Annotated in this window: 9 protein-coding genes and 1 riboswitch; of the genes, 4 read left to right on the top strand and 5 right to left on the bottom strand. The window is 45.9% G+C overall.

Translation table 11 applies throughout. The annotated features are described in order from the left end of the window. From PAHA3_RS19890 to PAHA3_RS19880, 3 genes are all read right to left on the bottom strand, one after another. Positions 1–1,035, bottom strand: a complete 1,035-nt coding sequence (locus PAHA3_RS19890) for a cytochrome d ubiquinol oxidase subunit II (RefSeq protein ID WP_062836457.1) — start codon at positions 1,033–1,035, stop codon at positions 1–3. Further along, entirely contained in the window at positions 1,032–2,378 is a 1,347-nt protein-coding gene (locus PAHA3_RS19885; protein ID WP_062836456.1) for a cytochrome ubiquinol oxidase subunit I, read from the bottom strand. Before PAHA3_RS19885 ends, PAHA3_RS19890 begins: the two co-directional genes overlap by 4 nt. A 386-nt stretch (positions 2,379–2,764) precedes the next feature. Beyond that, positions 2,765–5,611 (bottom strand): PAS domain-containing sensor histidine kinase, encoded by a 2,847-nt coding sequence (locus tag PAHA3_RS19880; RefSeq protein WP_062836455.1) that lies wholly within the window; start codon positions 5,609–5,611, stop codon positions 2,765–2,767. 342 nt (positions 5,612–5,953) lie between these two features. Between PAHA3_RS19880 and PAHA3_RS19875 the strand changes: the two genes are divergently transcribed. Then, on the top strand, positions 5,954–6,652 hold the full coding sequence (locus PAHA3_RS19875; protein WP_062836454.1) for a response regulator transcription factor: 699 nt from the start codon (positions 5,954–5,956) through the stop codon (positions 6,650–6,652). 48 nt (positions 6,653–6,700) lie between these two features. On the opposite strand, the gene PAHA3_RS19870 is transcribed toward PAHA3_RS19875, so the two are convergent. Next, positions 6,701–7,117: a hypothetical protein gene (locus tag PAHA3_RS19870; protein WP_062836453.1), complete on the bottom strand. Its 417-nt coding sequence runs from the start codon at positions 7,115–7,117 to the stop codon at positions 6,701–6,703. 242 nt (positions 7,118–7,359) lie between these two features. Between PAHA3_RS19870 and PAHA3_RS19865 the strand changes: the two genes are divergently transcribed. From PAHA3_RS19865 to PAHA3_RS19855, 3 genes are all read left to right on the top strand, one after another. Then, complete coding sequence (locus tag PAHA3_RS19865; protein ID WP_062836452.1) at positions 7,360–8,502, top strand: virulence factor; 1,143 nt, start codon at positions 7,360–7,362, stop codon at positions 8,500–8,502. Between the two features lie 147 nt (positions 8,503–8,649). Continuing rightward, a riboswitch (Lysine riboswitch) is annotated at positions 8,650–8,865 on the top strand. 117 nt (positions 8,866–8,982) lie between these two features. Further along, positions 8,983–10,464, top strand: a complete 1,482-nt coding sequence (locus PAHA3_RS19860; protein WP_062836451.1) for an amino acid permease — start codon at positions 8,983–8,985, stop codon at positions 10,462–10,464. Between the two features lie 195 nt (positions 10,465–10,659). Next, positions 10,660–11,301, top strand: coding sequence for a class D sortase (locus tag PAHA3_RS19855; protein ID WP_062836450.1), 642 nt, complete (start codon positions 10,660–10,662; stop codon positions 11,299–11,301). Positions 11,302–11,429: 128 nt separating this feature from the next. Here the strand turns inward: PAHA3_RS19855 and PAHA3_RS19850 are convergent, their stop codons facing one another. Next, positions 11,430–15,956: a collagen binding domain-containing protein gene (locus tag PAHA3_RS19850; protein ID WP_062836449.1), complete on the bottom strand. Its 4,527-nt coding sequence runs from the start codon at positions 15,954–15,956 to the stop codon at positions 11,430–11,432. Between the last annotated feature and the right edge of the window lie 17 nt (positions 15,957–15,973).

Genomic DNA, 15,973 nt, shown 5'->3' with positions numbered 1-15,973 from the left:
TCATCCTTTCTTTTTACCAGAATTACCGCGTACATAATTGGCATCAAACAGGAACAGCTTCATAATCAGCACAAGCGAAGGAATCAGCACGAGCAGCCCCAAGCTGAACGCCGTAATCAGCGCAATCCCCATCGTACGATTCGTAAAACTGTCGTAAATATTAATGTAAGGATATAGGATATACGGCAAGTGAGATCGTCCATAACCATACCAGGCAAAGGCAAACTGAAGCATGACAGCGATAAAACACCAGCCCAGATATTTGCGTTTCCATACCAGCGACACCGCAATGACAAAACATATAAACGAAGCAATGAACATCCATGAAATATTCACCATCTGCTCAAAGTGTGCGGGATTCTGTTTGTTAATCTGCAGAAAAGCCAGAAAGCTCGCGAAAATAGTGGGCAAGCTCCAGAGCAGCGCATACTCTCGAAGCACCTCAAAGGCAGGCTCATCCGCCGCCCGCTTCGCATAGTAGGTAAGAAACATCGCCGAGATATACAGCACACTAACCAGAGCAAGCAAAACAACCGACCAGGTATAGGGATTCGTCAAAAATTCACGCCATCGAAAAAACACCTGATCGCCCATCTGCTCAATGATCTCACCTTCGGATATCGCCAAAATGGTAGAGAACACCGCTGGGATCAGCAATCCCGTCGCTCCGTACAATGCCATGTAGATCCGGCTGTTCTTCCCATGGTTGCCATAGGTATTGTAAGCGTAATACACACCCCGGATGGCAAGCAGTACAATGGCAAGGGAACCTGGAACCAGCAAAGCCGTCCCGTAATAAAAAGCGCTGTCCGGATAAAATCCGACCAGTCCGACCACAAAAAAGATCAGAAACACATTCGTCACTTCCCACACGGGAGACAGGTAGCGCTGAATGATGTTATGAATTTTGTTCTCGTGACCGGTTAAGATGCTGTAAAAGCTGAAAAAACCAGCACCGAAATCAATCGAAGCGACGATCAAGTAACCGAATAAAAATGTCCACAGTATCGCGATGCCTGCAATTTCGAAACTCAATGCACGATCCCTCCTTCAAGCCCCAGCGTCTCCAGTTCCTTCTCTGCTTCCTTATTACGGAACAGCTTGCTGAGCACCCGAATGCACGAGAAACACAGAATCAGATACAGCAAGATGAACAACACCAGCATCCATCCTACCGAAGTTGACGTCGTAGCCGCTTCCGCCACCTTCATATACCCACGTAAAATCCAAGGCTGCCTGCCAACTTCGGCGAACATCCACCCCAGCTCAATGGCAATCATGGCGAGAGGTCCCAGCAAGACAATGCCGAGCAGCAGCCATTTGGGATACGGCTTACGACCTGGCAACCATCGACGCAGTACATAGAGCACAGGAATCATCAGGATGATCACGCCGGTTGTGACCTTCAGATCGAACATATAGTGAATAGACAGTGGTGGCCTCAGATCCGCAGGATATTCTTCAAGACCTTTCACTTCCGTATCTGGACGATTACCTGCCAAAATGCTAAGAGCATACGGAATCTCAATGGCATATTTCACTTCATTATTCTCATCCAGAATTCCGCCATAGAGGAGCGGTGCCTTCTTCATTGTTTTGAAATGCCATTCTGCGGCAGCCAGCTTCTCCGGCTGATACTTCGCCAGAAATTTACCGGAGGAGTCTCCAATCATGACGGTGCTGATCGCAAATACGAGCGCAGACACCGTCGTGAGTTTCAGTGCTTTTTTGTAATACACATGGTCTCGTCCCCGGAGCAAACTGAAGGCAGCGATCCCCGCAAGAATACCTGCACTCAGGGTGTATGAGGAGGCAAGTACATGGGACACTTTAGTTGGCGTTGCCGGATTCAACATCGCAGCAATTGGATGGATATCCTTCATGATGCCATTAATCAGGGTGAATCCCTGAGGCTGGTTCATGAAGGAATTTACCGTTGTAATGAATATCGCAGATGCAGATGAGCCGAGAGCTACCGGAATCAACAGCAGCATATGCGTATATTTCTTTTTGAAACGATCCCACGTATAGAGGTAAATCCCAAGAAAGATCGCCTCGATAAAAAAGGCAAACGTCTCCATAAACAGCGGCAGAGCTATCGCCTGTCCCGCGACCCGCATAAACATCGGCCACAGCAGGCTGAGCTGTAATCCGATTGAGGTACCTGTAACGACGCCAACGGCAACGGTGATGACAAAACCTCGCGCCCAACGGCGTGCCAACAGGGTGTAATGTATATCATTGGTTCGCAGTCCTCGCCACTCGGCCAAGGCAATCATGAGGGGAACACCTACACCGATGGAGGCAAAAATGATGTGTACAAACAGGGTAAGACCGGTCAGTATACGGCTGAGCAAAACAGGATCCAGGGATGACATGGTTACACTCCTCTTTCACATAATCGTTTATGTACGACAGCAGATCACTCTGCTTGAACGTGTATCTCAATAACTCATGATTCGAATGATGCTTTTCACCACGGCATACAGTACAACCACAGCTGCGACCAGACAGACGATGATGAGTGTTTTCTCTTGTTTACGGAACATATAGCTGCCGTCCTCCTTTGGCATGGGATGAAAATTATGGCTCTATATACAGTGTGCAAAAGAATAGGTTTTTTTATCCGGGACATTGAAAAAACAAAAAAAGCCTTTATCTCTCATCACGCTTGCGTGCCGAAAGGTAAAGACTTTATCAAATAGATCTGATAACCGTTGTGCTAGAAAAAGTAAAACATGTTCTTACTTCTTAATCATTATGTTTAGAGCAACACATCCTGCTTGGGCAGTCGAACCTTGAACGTGCTTCCTTTGTCCGGTGCAGATATAAAGGTCAGTGTACCGTTGTGATCCTCTACAATTTTGCGGGAAATGTACAATCCGATTCCTGTTCCACCAATCTGCCGATGATCCGAATTATCCACACGATAGAATTTGTTGAACAGCATGTCCTTTTCTTTCTCGTCAATACCTATTCCGTAATCACGTACATCGATACATAACCATTCCTCTTCTTCCCATAACGTAACATCAATGCGGTCGGCTCCCGGTGAGTACTTGACCGCATTACCCACCAGATTATGAAGAACCTGAACCATCCTGTTCTGGTCAGCATAAGCAAAAAAGTCCCCATTAAACGTATGAACATGGATTCGTTGGACAGACTTCATATTCCACTGATCAACTACCCCCTCTACCAGTTCAACCAGCGGTACATAGGTCATATGGTAGGTCATACCTTCGTTGTCAAGCCGCTGAATATCAAGCACATCATCCAGCAAACTGCTCAGCCGCTTGCCCTCTGATGAGATGGTCTGCATGAATTCCTGCTGTTGAGCTGCCGGAAGGTCATACATCATCATGAGTTCCACATATCCCATAATGGTGGCTACAGGTGTTCGAAGCTCATGGGATACTACGCTGATCAGCTCATTTTTCATCCGATCCAACCGCTCTTCTCCTGTCCGGTCACGGAATACTAGCAGGAATCCATGATTTTTACCCGGGACATCCATCTGTTTCATATACAAGGAAAATACACTTTTCTCTACATTGTTGAATATAAATTCGGTCTCAATAAACGCCGTTTCACCATTTAGGAATGCCCTCGTCTGTTCCGACAGATTGAAGTTATCCGTCAATACCATCGTATCAATGGCCTGCGCCAAATCTTCAATGGATCTGCCTAGGAAATCACCCAGACCAAACATCTCTTCTATCCTTCGGTTGACGATGGTTATGTTGCCTAGTCGATCAGACATGACAAGACCTTCCCGAACAGACTCTATAAATTGCTCACTGATATCCCGCTGTTCCTGAATAGCAATCTTTTCATTGAACAACTCCGAATTGAGCTGCTCCAGTGCAAGGGCATGCCGCACACGATCTTCTTCTGCTCTGGTTCGCTCTGTAATATCCTTAATAAACAGGTTATACAACGTCTCATTTTTGCCAAGCTGAATTTCAACAATTTTGTACTCAATTGGAAATACGGAACCGTCTTGGCGAATACCTGAAATTTCATCTACGGTCGTGTATCTCTTACCTTCAACATATTCGAATCGCTCCAGCAATTTCTTAATCTCCATACAACTGGCCCCTTGAAAAAGAGACGGTGCTTCCTTCATGAGAATCACTTCTTCCCGAAGCAATCCAAACATTCTTTCGGCCTCCGGGTTAAACTCAACGATGATCCCATTGGAGTCCACAGCGATAATCGCATCAATCGACGATTCAATAATTGCACGTTTGACTTCTTCACTATTCTTGAGTTCCTTGGTCCGCTCGATGACCCTATCCTCTAGCGTTAACTTGTCCAGTCGGATCTGTTCGAACTGTTCCAGCAGCACATCAGCCATTTTGCGCAAATTACCAATAAGAATCTGCACTTCGGTTACATGGCTCGTTGGCCATTCCATCTTCCCATTGCGAAATAACAATCTCGGAAGAGAACCTGTCATCCTGGTTAGTCTTAACAGCGGGCTAACGACCTTACTGCTCAGAGGAGCCGCCACAATCATGGAAGCAACGATGATGACGAACAGGGATTGCAATGTGGACAGGTAGATCGATTCTATTCGGGGATAATACTTGGTCGAGTTGTTCTCAATGAATACCCGATAAGGTGTTACATCTGTCATCTCCGCTTCATAGATGAAAGATGCCTCTTTCCAGTGATTCAATACATCACTGTAATGGATATTATCGGAGCTTAACAGAATCAGATTATCCCTCGACTTTAGAAGACGGAATTGGTCCATATCCAAGTACTCGCCAGTCTGAAGTGTATTCAAACCAGAAGCCACGACTGTATCATTCCGATCCAGCAGAATCACATTCACACCCAATAGATGGTGATAACGTGCCATATTCTGATCCATATTCTCCGAGGTAACATACTGTTCGTCTAGATCCTGAACAACGGCATTCGCGGCATGTTTCATATCACGTAAAATGGCATCATTCATCTGACTCAATTGTCTGCGGCTATCTGCGGATAACAATACGAGCGAAACAAATACCACGAAGGCAACTACGTACTTAAACGCAATCCTTGTAAGTGGTATGGTTCCCGTACGCTTGGATTTGTGCTCACCCGTGGTAATCCAGAAATCCACCACAATACCCGCGATCAGGGCATTCACCATGCCAATCACGGCAATATACATATACTCATACTTCAAATCTTCTATATTCAGGCCCAATATATAATGCCCGCAATAAATAACCGGAAGTAGCATCACTACCCAGAAGACAGCATTAGCCTTGATTAGACTGCCATTCTTCCAACGGAGCTGCCAACCGAGCATCCAGATCAGTTCAATGAAATGCGCAATCATCACAGTTAAATTCCGCGGTTCGAAGCCGACAATGATAGTATTCAGCAGATGGATAACTGTAATAGTGACAAATCCATAGATAGCCCCATGCAAACGAAGAGCAACGAGTGCCGCTGCGCTCCCAACCATAAACTGTACACCATAGAATAAAGTAAGCGGAAAAATAGTGCTTAGTGAGCCAATAATGATCAGAATGCTGGTTCCAATCCAGGGTACCCTCAGCTTAAGTACCACCCACTCCAGCAGCTGTCTTACATCTAAACGATTCATAAATCACTGCCCTCACGGCTGATTTTTGGTTCTGTATTTAACAACAACGTTGGTTCCTCCTATAAACTAAAGCGGATACAATCTACTTTTTTCCCCAGAAACCGTTCTGATCCATTATACTGTAATTAGTACTTGATGTAGCTTTGGGAAATTCTGATCGCTCGGCAAACAAACTGCATTCATGCTAAAATATTGAAGTTCATCAAAAAGCCTGCTATCCACCTACATACACATCCTATATTTTGGGATAGAAACATTAAATTTTTTGCAGTATTTTTAAGCAAATCACCGTAATTTTTTAGTATTTTCTTAACATATTATTTTCACCAGGAGTGTGACCCTATGACGATCAAAGTACTTCTTATAGAAGATGAGAAAAATCTGGCTGACATGATTGCTTTCTTTCTTGAGGAGGAAGGATACATCACTGAACGGGTTCATCATGCCCGTGAGGCACTTCAACTGTTCCCGCAATTTCAACCGGATATTGTTGTAACGGACCTAATGCTGCCTGAAACGGATGGAAATGATCTTGTAGAAGCATTCCGCCAGCATTCCACTGTGCCCATTCTGATGATCTCGGCAAGCACCATGTTGAATGATCGACTTCGCGCATTGCACAATGGTGCGGATGACTTCCTGTGCAAGCCATTTAGTCTGAAAGAGCTGGACGCCCGAATTAAAGCATTGCTGCGCAGATCAATTATTTCCTATCAGGATAAACCGGTTAAAGAGGACAAGCAGGCAGAGGTTACTGGACATGTGAATGTGAATGAGTACAGAAGAACTTTGTTTGTAGATGGTGTTGAAATCGAGGTCACTCATATCGAGTTTGAAATTATGAAGGAATTGTACCGGAATCCAGGCAAAGTGTTCACCCGCAATGAACTGATGGATCGAATCAAAGGCTCCGAACGTGCCTATCTGGATCGTACCATTGATGTTCATATCTCAAGTCTGCGTAAAAAAATCGAGCCTGACCCCAAGAATCCCCGTTATATCAAGACCGTTTGGGGAACAGGCTATAAATATGTGATCTGATTTTATCGTAACGATTGAAGTTCAAAACCTTTGGCCATACCCCTACTTTTATCTCATGGATAGGATGGGCGGTATGGCTATTTGTGATTCATACACCGAAGTGTGTAACCACTGCTGCATGTCCTTGATCAGATGATTCGGATCTTGCTCGTTCCAGAGAATCATCTTTATCTCACCTGTACCTGTAATCTGTTGCAGGTGACGCTTCCGAATTAAAGATTTGAAATCGGTAATGACCAGTAGTGGAATCTGCGGCATAAAAGCCCGAATAGCATTCGCCGCTGACACCGCTTCTTCGGCGATCTGATAATCAACAATACAATAACGGGAGTTTTCCCAACTTCCCCGATGTGTTTCTATCACTGAACCGGATGGTGCATCAGCCATCCACTCCCTGAATAATTGAATAATATTTTCATATGCAATACGACGTTTTCCATCCGAAAGCACGGTAATGGGTTCCATAGGTATAACCTCCAGTTGTTTCTTCTTATTATTGTGCCAATTTTCGTTTAAAAATGTTTGTGCGTGAACATGAAAGAAGTGTTAACAAATTTCGTACTTCTTCACACAAAGTGTCAGTCTCGTACACTTTGTTTCTGGATGATTTCGCAGATTCCACACATTGATGTAAAATAGAGAAATACCCGTGTGATTTAATTTACGGGAAGTGAAGGATGAATCTGGTACTATAGGAGGTTACACTGATGAATATTGTTTCCATTGAACCAACACCGAGTCCAAATACGATGATGCTGCATCTCGATGAACGTCTGGAGGACGGAATTCGCAAAACATATACACTGGACAACGAACGATCCGCTCCGGCGTTCATACGCCAGATGCTTCATATTCCTGGCGTAAAGAGTGTGTTCCACACGACCGACTTTGTGGCGCTTGACCGTAAAGGGAATGCAGACTGGTCCGTCATTTTGGGCGAAGTCCAAAATCGTCTGGGACAGCAAGGCATTGATCTGGACTGGATTGAATCCGAAGATGCCTCAGGCGAGCACTTCGGAGAAGCACAGGTATTCGTACAATTTTTCCGAGGCGTACCGATGCAAATCAGGGTCAAAGCCGGGGTCAAGGAAGAACGAATCTCGTTGTCGGACCGTTTTGTGAAAGCCGTGACAGAAGTCGCCAGTGCGACGATGATCAAAGAACGCAAACTGAGCGATTACGGCGTTCGATATGGTGAATTGCCTGATATTGCTCGTGAAGTCGAGCAGGAATTGGAAGCTGCTTACCCGCCAGAACGACTGGAACAGGTCATCAAACAGGCCATTGAACATGGTACCAAAGCAGAAGAGTTCGTTGAGCGCCGTCGTGAATTGGATGGAGCCGAACTTGAAGAGGCTCTTCGAAGCGAGGACTGGAATGTTCGCTATGCGGCATTTGACGGCATGGAGCCTACGGCCGAAAGACTGCCCCTTGTAGCCCATGCCCTGCATGACAACAAAATGCAGATTCGCCGCTTGGCTGTAGTATACCTCGGTGACATTCGTACACCGGAAGCGATGGAATTGCTCTATGAAGCACTGCAGGACAGTTCTCCTGCGGTACGTCGGACTGCCGGGGATACTTTGTCTGATATCGGTGACCCTGCCGCCACTCCAGCCATGACAGCAACGTTATCCGATAAAAGTAAACTTGTACGCTGGCGTGCAGCACGTTTTCTATATGAAGTCGGAACAGAAGAAGCAGAACAAGCCTTGCGAGTTGCAGCCGATGATCCCGAATTTGAAGTCAGCCTACAAGCCAAGATGGCTCTGGAGCGGATCGAATCGGGCGAACAGGCTGCTGGAACGGTATGGCAGCAAATGGCTGGCCGTAACAAGAAAGAGGATTAGTCGTCCCTCAGACCTCACATCCAACAATTGTTATTGCACTGGAAAACCATGCGCGTTATACTGATTGTCTGTTTACTAAACAGAACACACAGTGTTAAGTTGTGTTGTTCATAATTTCATAGACAATAGATACACCTCATCCATTGATGGTGAGGTAGAGGTCGCGGGTGCGATCAGTACGCTGAAGGAGGCGCGAAGGAGCCGCTTTTGATATCAGCCGAAAGGTGTACCCGCCGAAGCTTACTGGACGTTCCTTATACGGTCCGGTGGGCTGGGGCTGCTGTCGAAAGGCGCAGAACTGTCACGGAAGTACATTTCCTTTATATAAAGGTATGAATTCTTCTGTGTTGAGCTATCTTAATCATCTGGGACATGGTGCGGACATTGAAATATTAAAGACCGCAGGCTGATGCCTGTGGTCTTTTTGTTTATGAATTCAGGTATCGCAAACATCAGTATATCGAATGAAGGAGTGTTTCCATGCAAGACCGCAGTAACCCAACAACGACAACCGGACCTTCCCTGAAAAAAGGATTACGCGCACGCCATATGACGATGATCGCCCTCGGTGGCTCCATTGGTACTGGGCTGTTCCTCGCAAGTGGTACCGCCATCTCAACCGCAGGCCCTGGTGGAGCTTTAATTGCCTATGCGGCTGTTGGCATTATGGTCTATTTCCTGATGACCAGCCTTGGTGAGCTTGCAACCTTTATGCCGGACTCCGGTTCATTTAATACGTATGCCGCACGTTTTGTCGATCCGGCCCTCGGCTTCGCCATGGGCTGGAACTTCTGGTACAACTGGGCGGTAACCATTGCAGCAGAGCTTGCTGCCGCTACAGTACTCATTAAATACTGGTTCCCCGACAGTTCATCCATGTTATGGAGCTTGTTGTTCCTCGTGCTGATCTTTGCCTTGAACGTACTGTCGGTCAAAGGCTACGGAGAGTCCGAATACTGGTTCGCCATTATCAAGGTAGCTACCGTTATCATCTTCCTGGCCGTTGGTGTGCTCATGATCTTCGGTATTATGGGCGGAGAAGCAGTTGGTTTCAGTAACTTCACCATCGGTGATGCACCTATCCATGGCGGATTCTTCGCCGTGCTTGGTGTATTCATGGCCGCGGGATTCTCATTCCAAGGCACAGAGCTTATCGGTGTAGCCGCCGGTGAAAGTGAGAACCCACGAGAAAATGTACCTCGTGCAATTCGTCAGGTATTCTGGCGCATTCTGATTTTTTACATTTTGGCGATTACTGTGATCAGTCTAATCATCCCATATACTCATCCGAACCTGCTCAAGGGTGATCTGGAAAATATCGGGGTTAGCCCGTTCACGCTGGTGTTTGAGAAAGCCGGACTCGCCATTGCGGCTTCCGTCATGAATGCCGTCATTCTAACTTCCGTACTCTCTGCCGGTAACTCAGGCATGTATGCTTCGAGCCGGGTTCTCTACGCCCTTGCCCGAGATGGTAAAGCCCCTCGCTTCCTAGGCAAGTTGAACAAAAAAGGTATTCCCATGAATGCCCTGTTGCTCACGACAGCGGTTGGTATGTTGGCATTCCTTGCCTCCCTGTTCGGCGATGGCATTGTGTACACCTGGTTGCTGAATGCGTCCGGGATGTGCGGATTTATTACTTGGCTCGGGATCGCCATCAGTCATTATCGCTTCCGCCGTGCATACGTTGCACAAGGCAGAGACCTGAGCGACCTGCCTTACCGGGCACGCTGGTTCCCGTTTGGGCCGATCTTCGCTTTTGTCCTGTGTATCATCGTGATTATCGGACAGAACTACCAGGCATTCACGGGAGACCAGATCGACTGGAGTGGAGCCATCGTCGCTTACTTGAGCGTACCGCTGTTCCTGGTATTGTGGCTCGGTTACAAATGGATCAAGAAGACCAAAGTGGTGCCGTTGCAGGAATGTGATTTCACACCTACCGATTCACCAACTAATAAATAGTAGCTATATAATAAAACATCCCCGTGGCGTTGCAGTTTTTCTACTGTGGCGATACGGGGATATTTTGTTTTGGATCGGCTCTCTCCCCTGAACATTCCCGTATGTCCTTTCGTCCCTGTCCATATTTTGTATAGGTCGGTAAGTAAAATAGAGGAAGGTACACTATTTTTCTTGGACAACGGGAGTTGATGTTTAATGAAAAAATTCTCTATCCTGCTCATCCTGCTGGGCGTTCTGATCGTCAGCTTGCCTTTCCTGCGTGAAACGTATTATGACTGGCAGCAAACCCGTGTCATGAACGATCTGGAGCAGTTGCAAAATGGCTTGTCTAAGCTTAATCACTCCTTCGAACAAGGTATACAGGATGCAGCTTCTACCGAGCCGACTACGGACAATCCAGATACAGCGCAGGAAGCCTCTTCGGATACGTTGGGGGTGCTATCGATTGACAAGATTGATGTCCGCTTACCGATTCTGGAGGGTGCAACGGAAGACAATATGAAGGTAGCTGCAACCCATCTTGTGGAAACTACCCGCATTGGGAACAAAGGTAATGCAGCCATAGCCGCTCATCGCGCCCACAAAAAAGGACGACTGTTCAATCGCCTGGGAGAACTCCAGATTGGGGATTCCATGGAGGTCACTCTGGCAGATCGAACGATTATTCAGTACAAGGTAGATCAGATATCTGTTGTGGAGCCGAATGACTTGTCTGTATTGGAAGACCCTGGGCTCGGACAGGTCCTCACCTTGATTACGTGTGATCCACTTATTAATCCAACACATCGGCTCATTGTAAGAGCCATTGAAGTGAATCTGGATGTTGCCGGATTATGATCTTCTCTAGGTTCAGCCAAGAAAACACCCTCTAGTATATATTCACACGGTGACTCTGAGTCACCGTTGTGAAAGCTAGAGGGTATTTTGATCTGAATATGATCAGTTCCTGCATTACGTGCTGCGATCTAGCGTTGAAACGATTGTCTACGTCGGAAGTAGGCGTATCCCGCACTACCTAATGCCATCAGCATCATGCCTGTAACAGTGAAAGCCAGTGTGCTCTCTTCGCCTGTCTTCGGCAGCATTCCCTCTGATACAGCGTTTCCGGTCTGCTGTGATGCAGCGTTTCCAGTACCCTGTGATCCGTCTGTGTCCGCTCCAGCAGGAGGTGCTAATGCACTATCCCCATTCGGTGCATCTGTATCCCCAGTTGGAGGTGCAGTGTCGTCACCGTTCGAAACGCTAGGTGTCGGTGGCGCTACTCCGGAATCTTCATCTGTTGGAATTCCGGTTCCTCCCCCAGGTTCTGTAGTTTCAGTAACAACCGTGCCTGGAATTGATGGTCCTGGTGTTCCTGGTTCCGGTATTACTGGTTTTTCTGGATCTGGTGTTACACCCGTAGTAGGTGTTCCCGGATTATAAGGTCCACTCGACCCACCCGATACCGGGATAGCCTGATTCGTTTTTTCCACAACTACAACTTCGGTTTGGATGTTCGTAATTTCAAATGGTACTGGCGTTGTGTCCAAGATATATCCATTAGGCGCTTTTATTTCAACCAACTGATATTTATTGATATCCAAGTCTTCAAGTACAATTTCACCTTGTTGATTGGTTGTCAGTGTAGCTTCATCTAGACCCGTTACCTTGTGGAACTCCCAATTCCCATTTGCGTCCATCAATGCACTTTGAGCCCATAATTCAAAAACAGCTCCCTGCAGATGCTGAGTTCGACCCGCATTATATTTAATCAATTTTACGGAACGATCATTTTCTTTATTTTCGATGGTCAATTGGGTTTCCGGTTTGGTAATAGATACAACCGTCTCGGGCTGTTCAATCACAAAGCCTTCTGCCTTGGTCTCTACCAATGTATATGAACCATAGGCCAAGTTATCAAATTCAATGACTCCGTTCAGATCCGTTACTTTAGTATCAACGACCATGTTAGAAGGATCACGCAGTTCGAACTCAATTCCGCTTAATACGGACTGATTCTTGGCATTTACTTTGGTAACGACAAGTTTCCCACCCGTCCCCATCACATTAGACTTCGTCAATGTAATAATCTGAGTCTGGTTCTCTACAATGGTAAAGGGAATTGATGTAGCATCCAACTGGTAAAACTCAGGTGCATCAACTTCTACCAGTTCATAATTCCCTGCTAAGAGTTCACCTTTGGCGATTTTCCCATCTTCCCCTGTCGTTAACTCGTCTATTTTCTCCCGGGTTGCGCCATTGTTCAAGTACAATTCAAAAGTTGCACCCTGAAGTGTCTTGGAGGAGTCCACCGCATCTACCTTGGTTAATTCAAAGCCTTGACGAATCTTTTTATTTTCAATTTCAAAGGCGATATCCGCATCCTTGAATTCAATTGTTTTGCCTGAAGCAGCGCCATACTCAGGATCAACCAAGTATCCTGCCGGTGCTGACAGTTCTTTTAACTTATACGGTACGCCATTCGTCAGATTGTTCAATCGATAATTTCTGGAGCTTTCAATCACTCCGTTCTCATCCGTTGGTTTCAATGTTTCCAGAAGAGTAGTTCCAGACGCATTATAGATTGCGAATATCGCCCCCTCCAGCGGAAGTCCTGCATCACTGACTTTGTGAATAGTGATTTTGCCCAAACCTGTGGATGCTCCTCCGCCTGCTCCGGCCAATGAAACTTTGATGCCCGCCTGATTGCCTTCGCCTACCACTGAGGAAGACTGACCTGCGAATTCAACCTTATTCTCAATTCGAGCGCCATGATCGGCATTAATGTAGGACTGATATTCCAGAATGAATGCAGTATGAAGGTCTTTCTTGAAGGTGAAGGTAAATGTATTGCCCTCCACGACCAATTCATAATCAGCCGGATCAACCAGACCCGCTTTGGTGGATACATTGCCTGAATTGTTGGCAGGCAGGTTCGTTGCATATAATTTCAATGAATCGGCCAATAAAATCTGGTTTTCCGACAGGGTATCCGTTAATGGAGAACCCGCGGGAACATAAGATTGGCTTGGATTAATATTTACCGTCCATGATGCTTTATCCGTTGAACCGATCTGTTGACCTGTTTTTTGTACATACACACCACCATGAGCTGGCGTGACACTTGCTGATCTATTAAAGCGTACTTCACCGCCCTCACCGTCCGTTAGAACAGCCTGGTTGGCATATGCGCCTTCGACGGAATAAGGTCCATCCAGGCTTGTTTGGTACTGAATACGATAAGCTGCTTTGCCGATGTTACCCAGATCCAATGCAAAGCCTTTACCGTCCGGGTTCAGCTGGAATTGTCCAGCCGTCAGCACAACCTCGCTACCTATTGCAGTAACATTATTTTCTCCCTGCAACACCAGCTCATGAACCTTCAATGAACCGTCTACAAAAGATTGGTTACCTGTGTAAGCATCCTTAAGGATTGCATCCTGAATATCGTACAAGTTGTAGTTTACATCAATTGTCCAAGTGATCGTTTTGTCTTTGGCGCTGTATTCGCCCTTCTTGTTACCATTTTGAATGGTGTACTCTTGGGGTTTGACCACAGCAGATTTGCTAATTGTAGTCTGTACTACATCGGACTCTTCCCAATCGATCGTAGCTGAGTTGCGATATTCATTATTCGTTGGCATACCTGCCGTTGGATCAAAGCTTGTCGTGTAGGTAATAACATGTTCTGTGTTAAGTGTGACGCCGTTCTTCAGCCGAACGGAGAATCCTTTTTCATACGAGGGATCAGCCGGATCTGCGGTCAGTTCAAAGTCGTCTTTGTTAGCACCACTAATTTGCAGACTACCCGGAATGAGTTTCATATGTTTGCCTTCATAATTGTCGGTGATGACGATATCCGTCATGTCCTGTAAATCACGGTTCAACACAATCTGCCATTCGATTTCTTTTGTGTTGAAGTTTTCACTTTTTACGCTCTTTGCAAAAATGACTTCCTGAATGTCTCTTCGGCCTGTTTTGGAAGTACCATCATACATATTCACGGTATTGGTTATCGTATCGTTTGTATAGACCCGAGCGATGGATTGTGTATCATATTCGATCTCATAGGCCTTTGTAATATCGTTCTTAAAATGTAATCTGAAGCCATCATCGAAGCCTGTATTCATCGCTTCAAGTGTATATTCATTCGGATTGATTAGCGTCCGATTTGAAGCGGCTCCGTTTGGACTAATGTCCACTTGATACACTTTAACGGAATTGTCGATCAGCTTCTGTTTTGCCGTATCAAACCGGTCTTCAATCCAAGCATTCGCTTGCACGATTTCTTGTTGATTGTAGTTGTATTGCACTTTCCATGTGATCGTCTGTGTCACCGGATCATATGCACTATCTTGCCCTGACTTGTTCAAGGGCTCATTAAAGCTCACGCTGACCCGACCAATGTCCGTTTCATTGTACTCACTCTGATCTGCTGTCAGCGCAACCTGATTTTGATACACCACGTTGGTGAACGGAGCAACGGTTGGTGCTTTAACACTTGTTGTGTAGCTCACACGATAGGCCTTATCTATGTCTCCCAGTTGAACAGGAAACGCAGACTCCGTTTGCACCACTGGACCTTCTTTTACAGATCCATTCAATTGCACTTCCAATTCGCGAATTTCGATGTTGCCCTTGAGTTCCAGGTTTGTTGGCAACGTATCTGTAAGAACAGCATTGTTCATGGCCTTCTCGCCTTGGTTAAAATCAACGGTCCAGTCAATTTCATCGGAGTTAAAGTTGTTTTTGTTTGCGCTTCCCGATTTCTTTAATTTATCCGTGGCTGTATTGGCAAAGTGTACATCAATGATGCCTTGTCCAACGGAACTAAAGTTTATCTTCTGTTTCAAACCATCTTCCATCTTGCTCTCATCGAACTTGATCCACACATAGAAGTTACCTTCCAGCTTCGCATGTTCAATCAGTTCATTAAAGGTAAAGATGATTGTGCCATCTGTATTCACCACATACTCCCCAACACCGCCATCCAGATCACCTTTAAGCTGCGATCCAATGATGAATTTATCGGGTAAGTTAAAGGTGTACGTAGAACCATCGCTATAGTTGTGCGTGTCATCTGCGAGTCCCCATGTAAAGACTACAGCTACTTCATCCTGAATACGTGGACGAATATCCTTAATCTTATCGCCTTTTATTTCGATCGTGCCATCTCCATTGTCTACAGGGGCCTGATTGTACATCTGCACACTTGTAATTAAATGTTCTGTGATCACCGGGCCTGCGGATGCATTAAGCAAACGCATCACATTTCCTTGCTGATCTCTTGGAGTACTGGCATCCTCCTCTTCTTCCGGATTGGCAGCAACATCAACGTTGTTTCCCTCTCCCGAAACTGCCGAACCTTCTTCTGATGCTGTATCGCTCATTGCACTGGCTGGCAAATTAGTCATTTCATCCTGAGCATGCATCGTTGGTGTAAATATCCAACCCTGCATCATTTGCGTGACCAGCAATAGAGCAATGATCACTATGCTCATTTTTTTCCTCATTTTTTGCATATCCTCCT

Source organism: Paenibacillus amylolyticus (assembly GCF_001570725.1).
In the GTDB taxonomy this organism is placed as follows: domain Bacteria; phylum Bacillota; class Bacilli; order Paenibacillales; family Paenibacillaceae; genus Paenibacillus; species Paenibacillus amylolyticus_A.
Note: the sequence above shows the minus strand (reverse complement) of the source record. Positions and strands in the feature narration are given on the sequence as shown.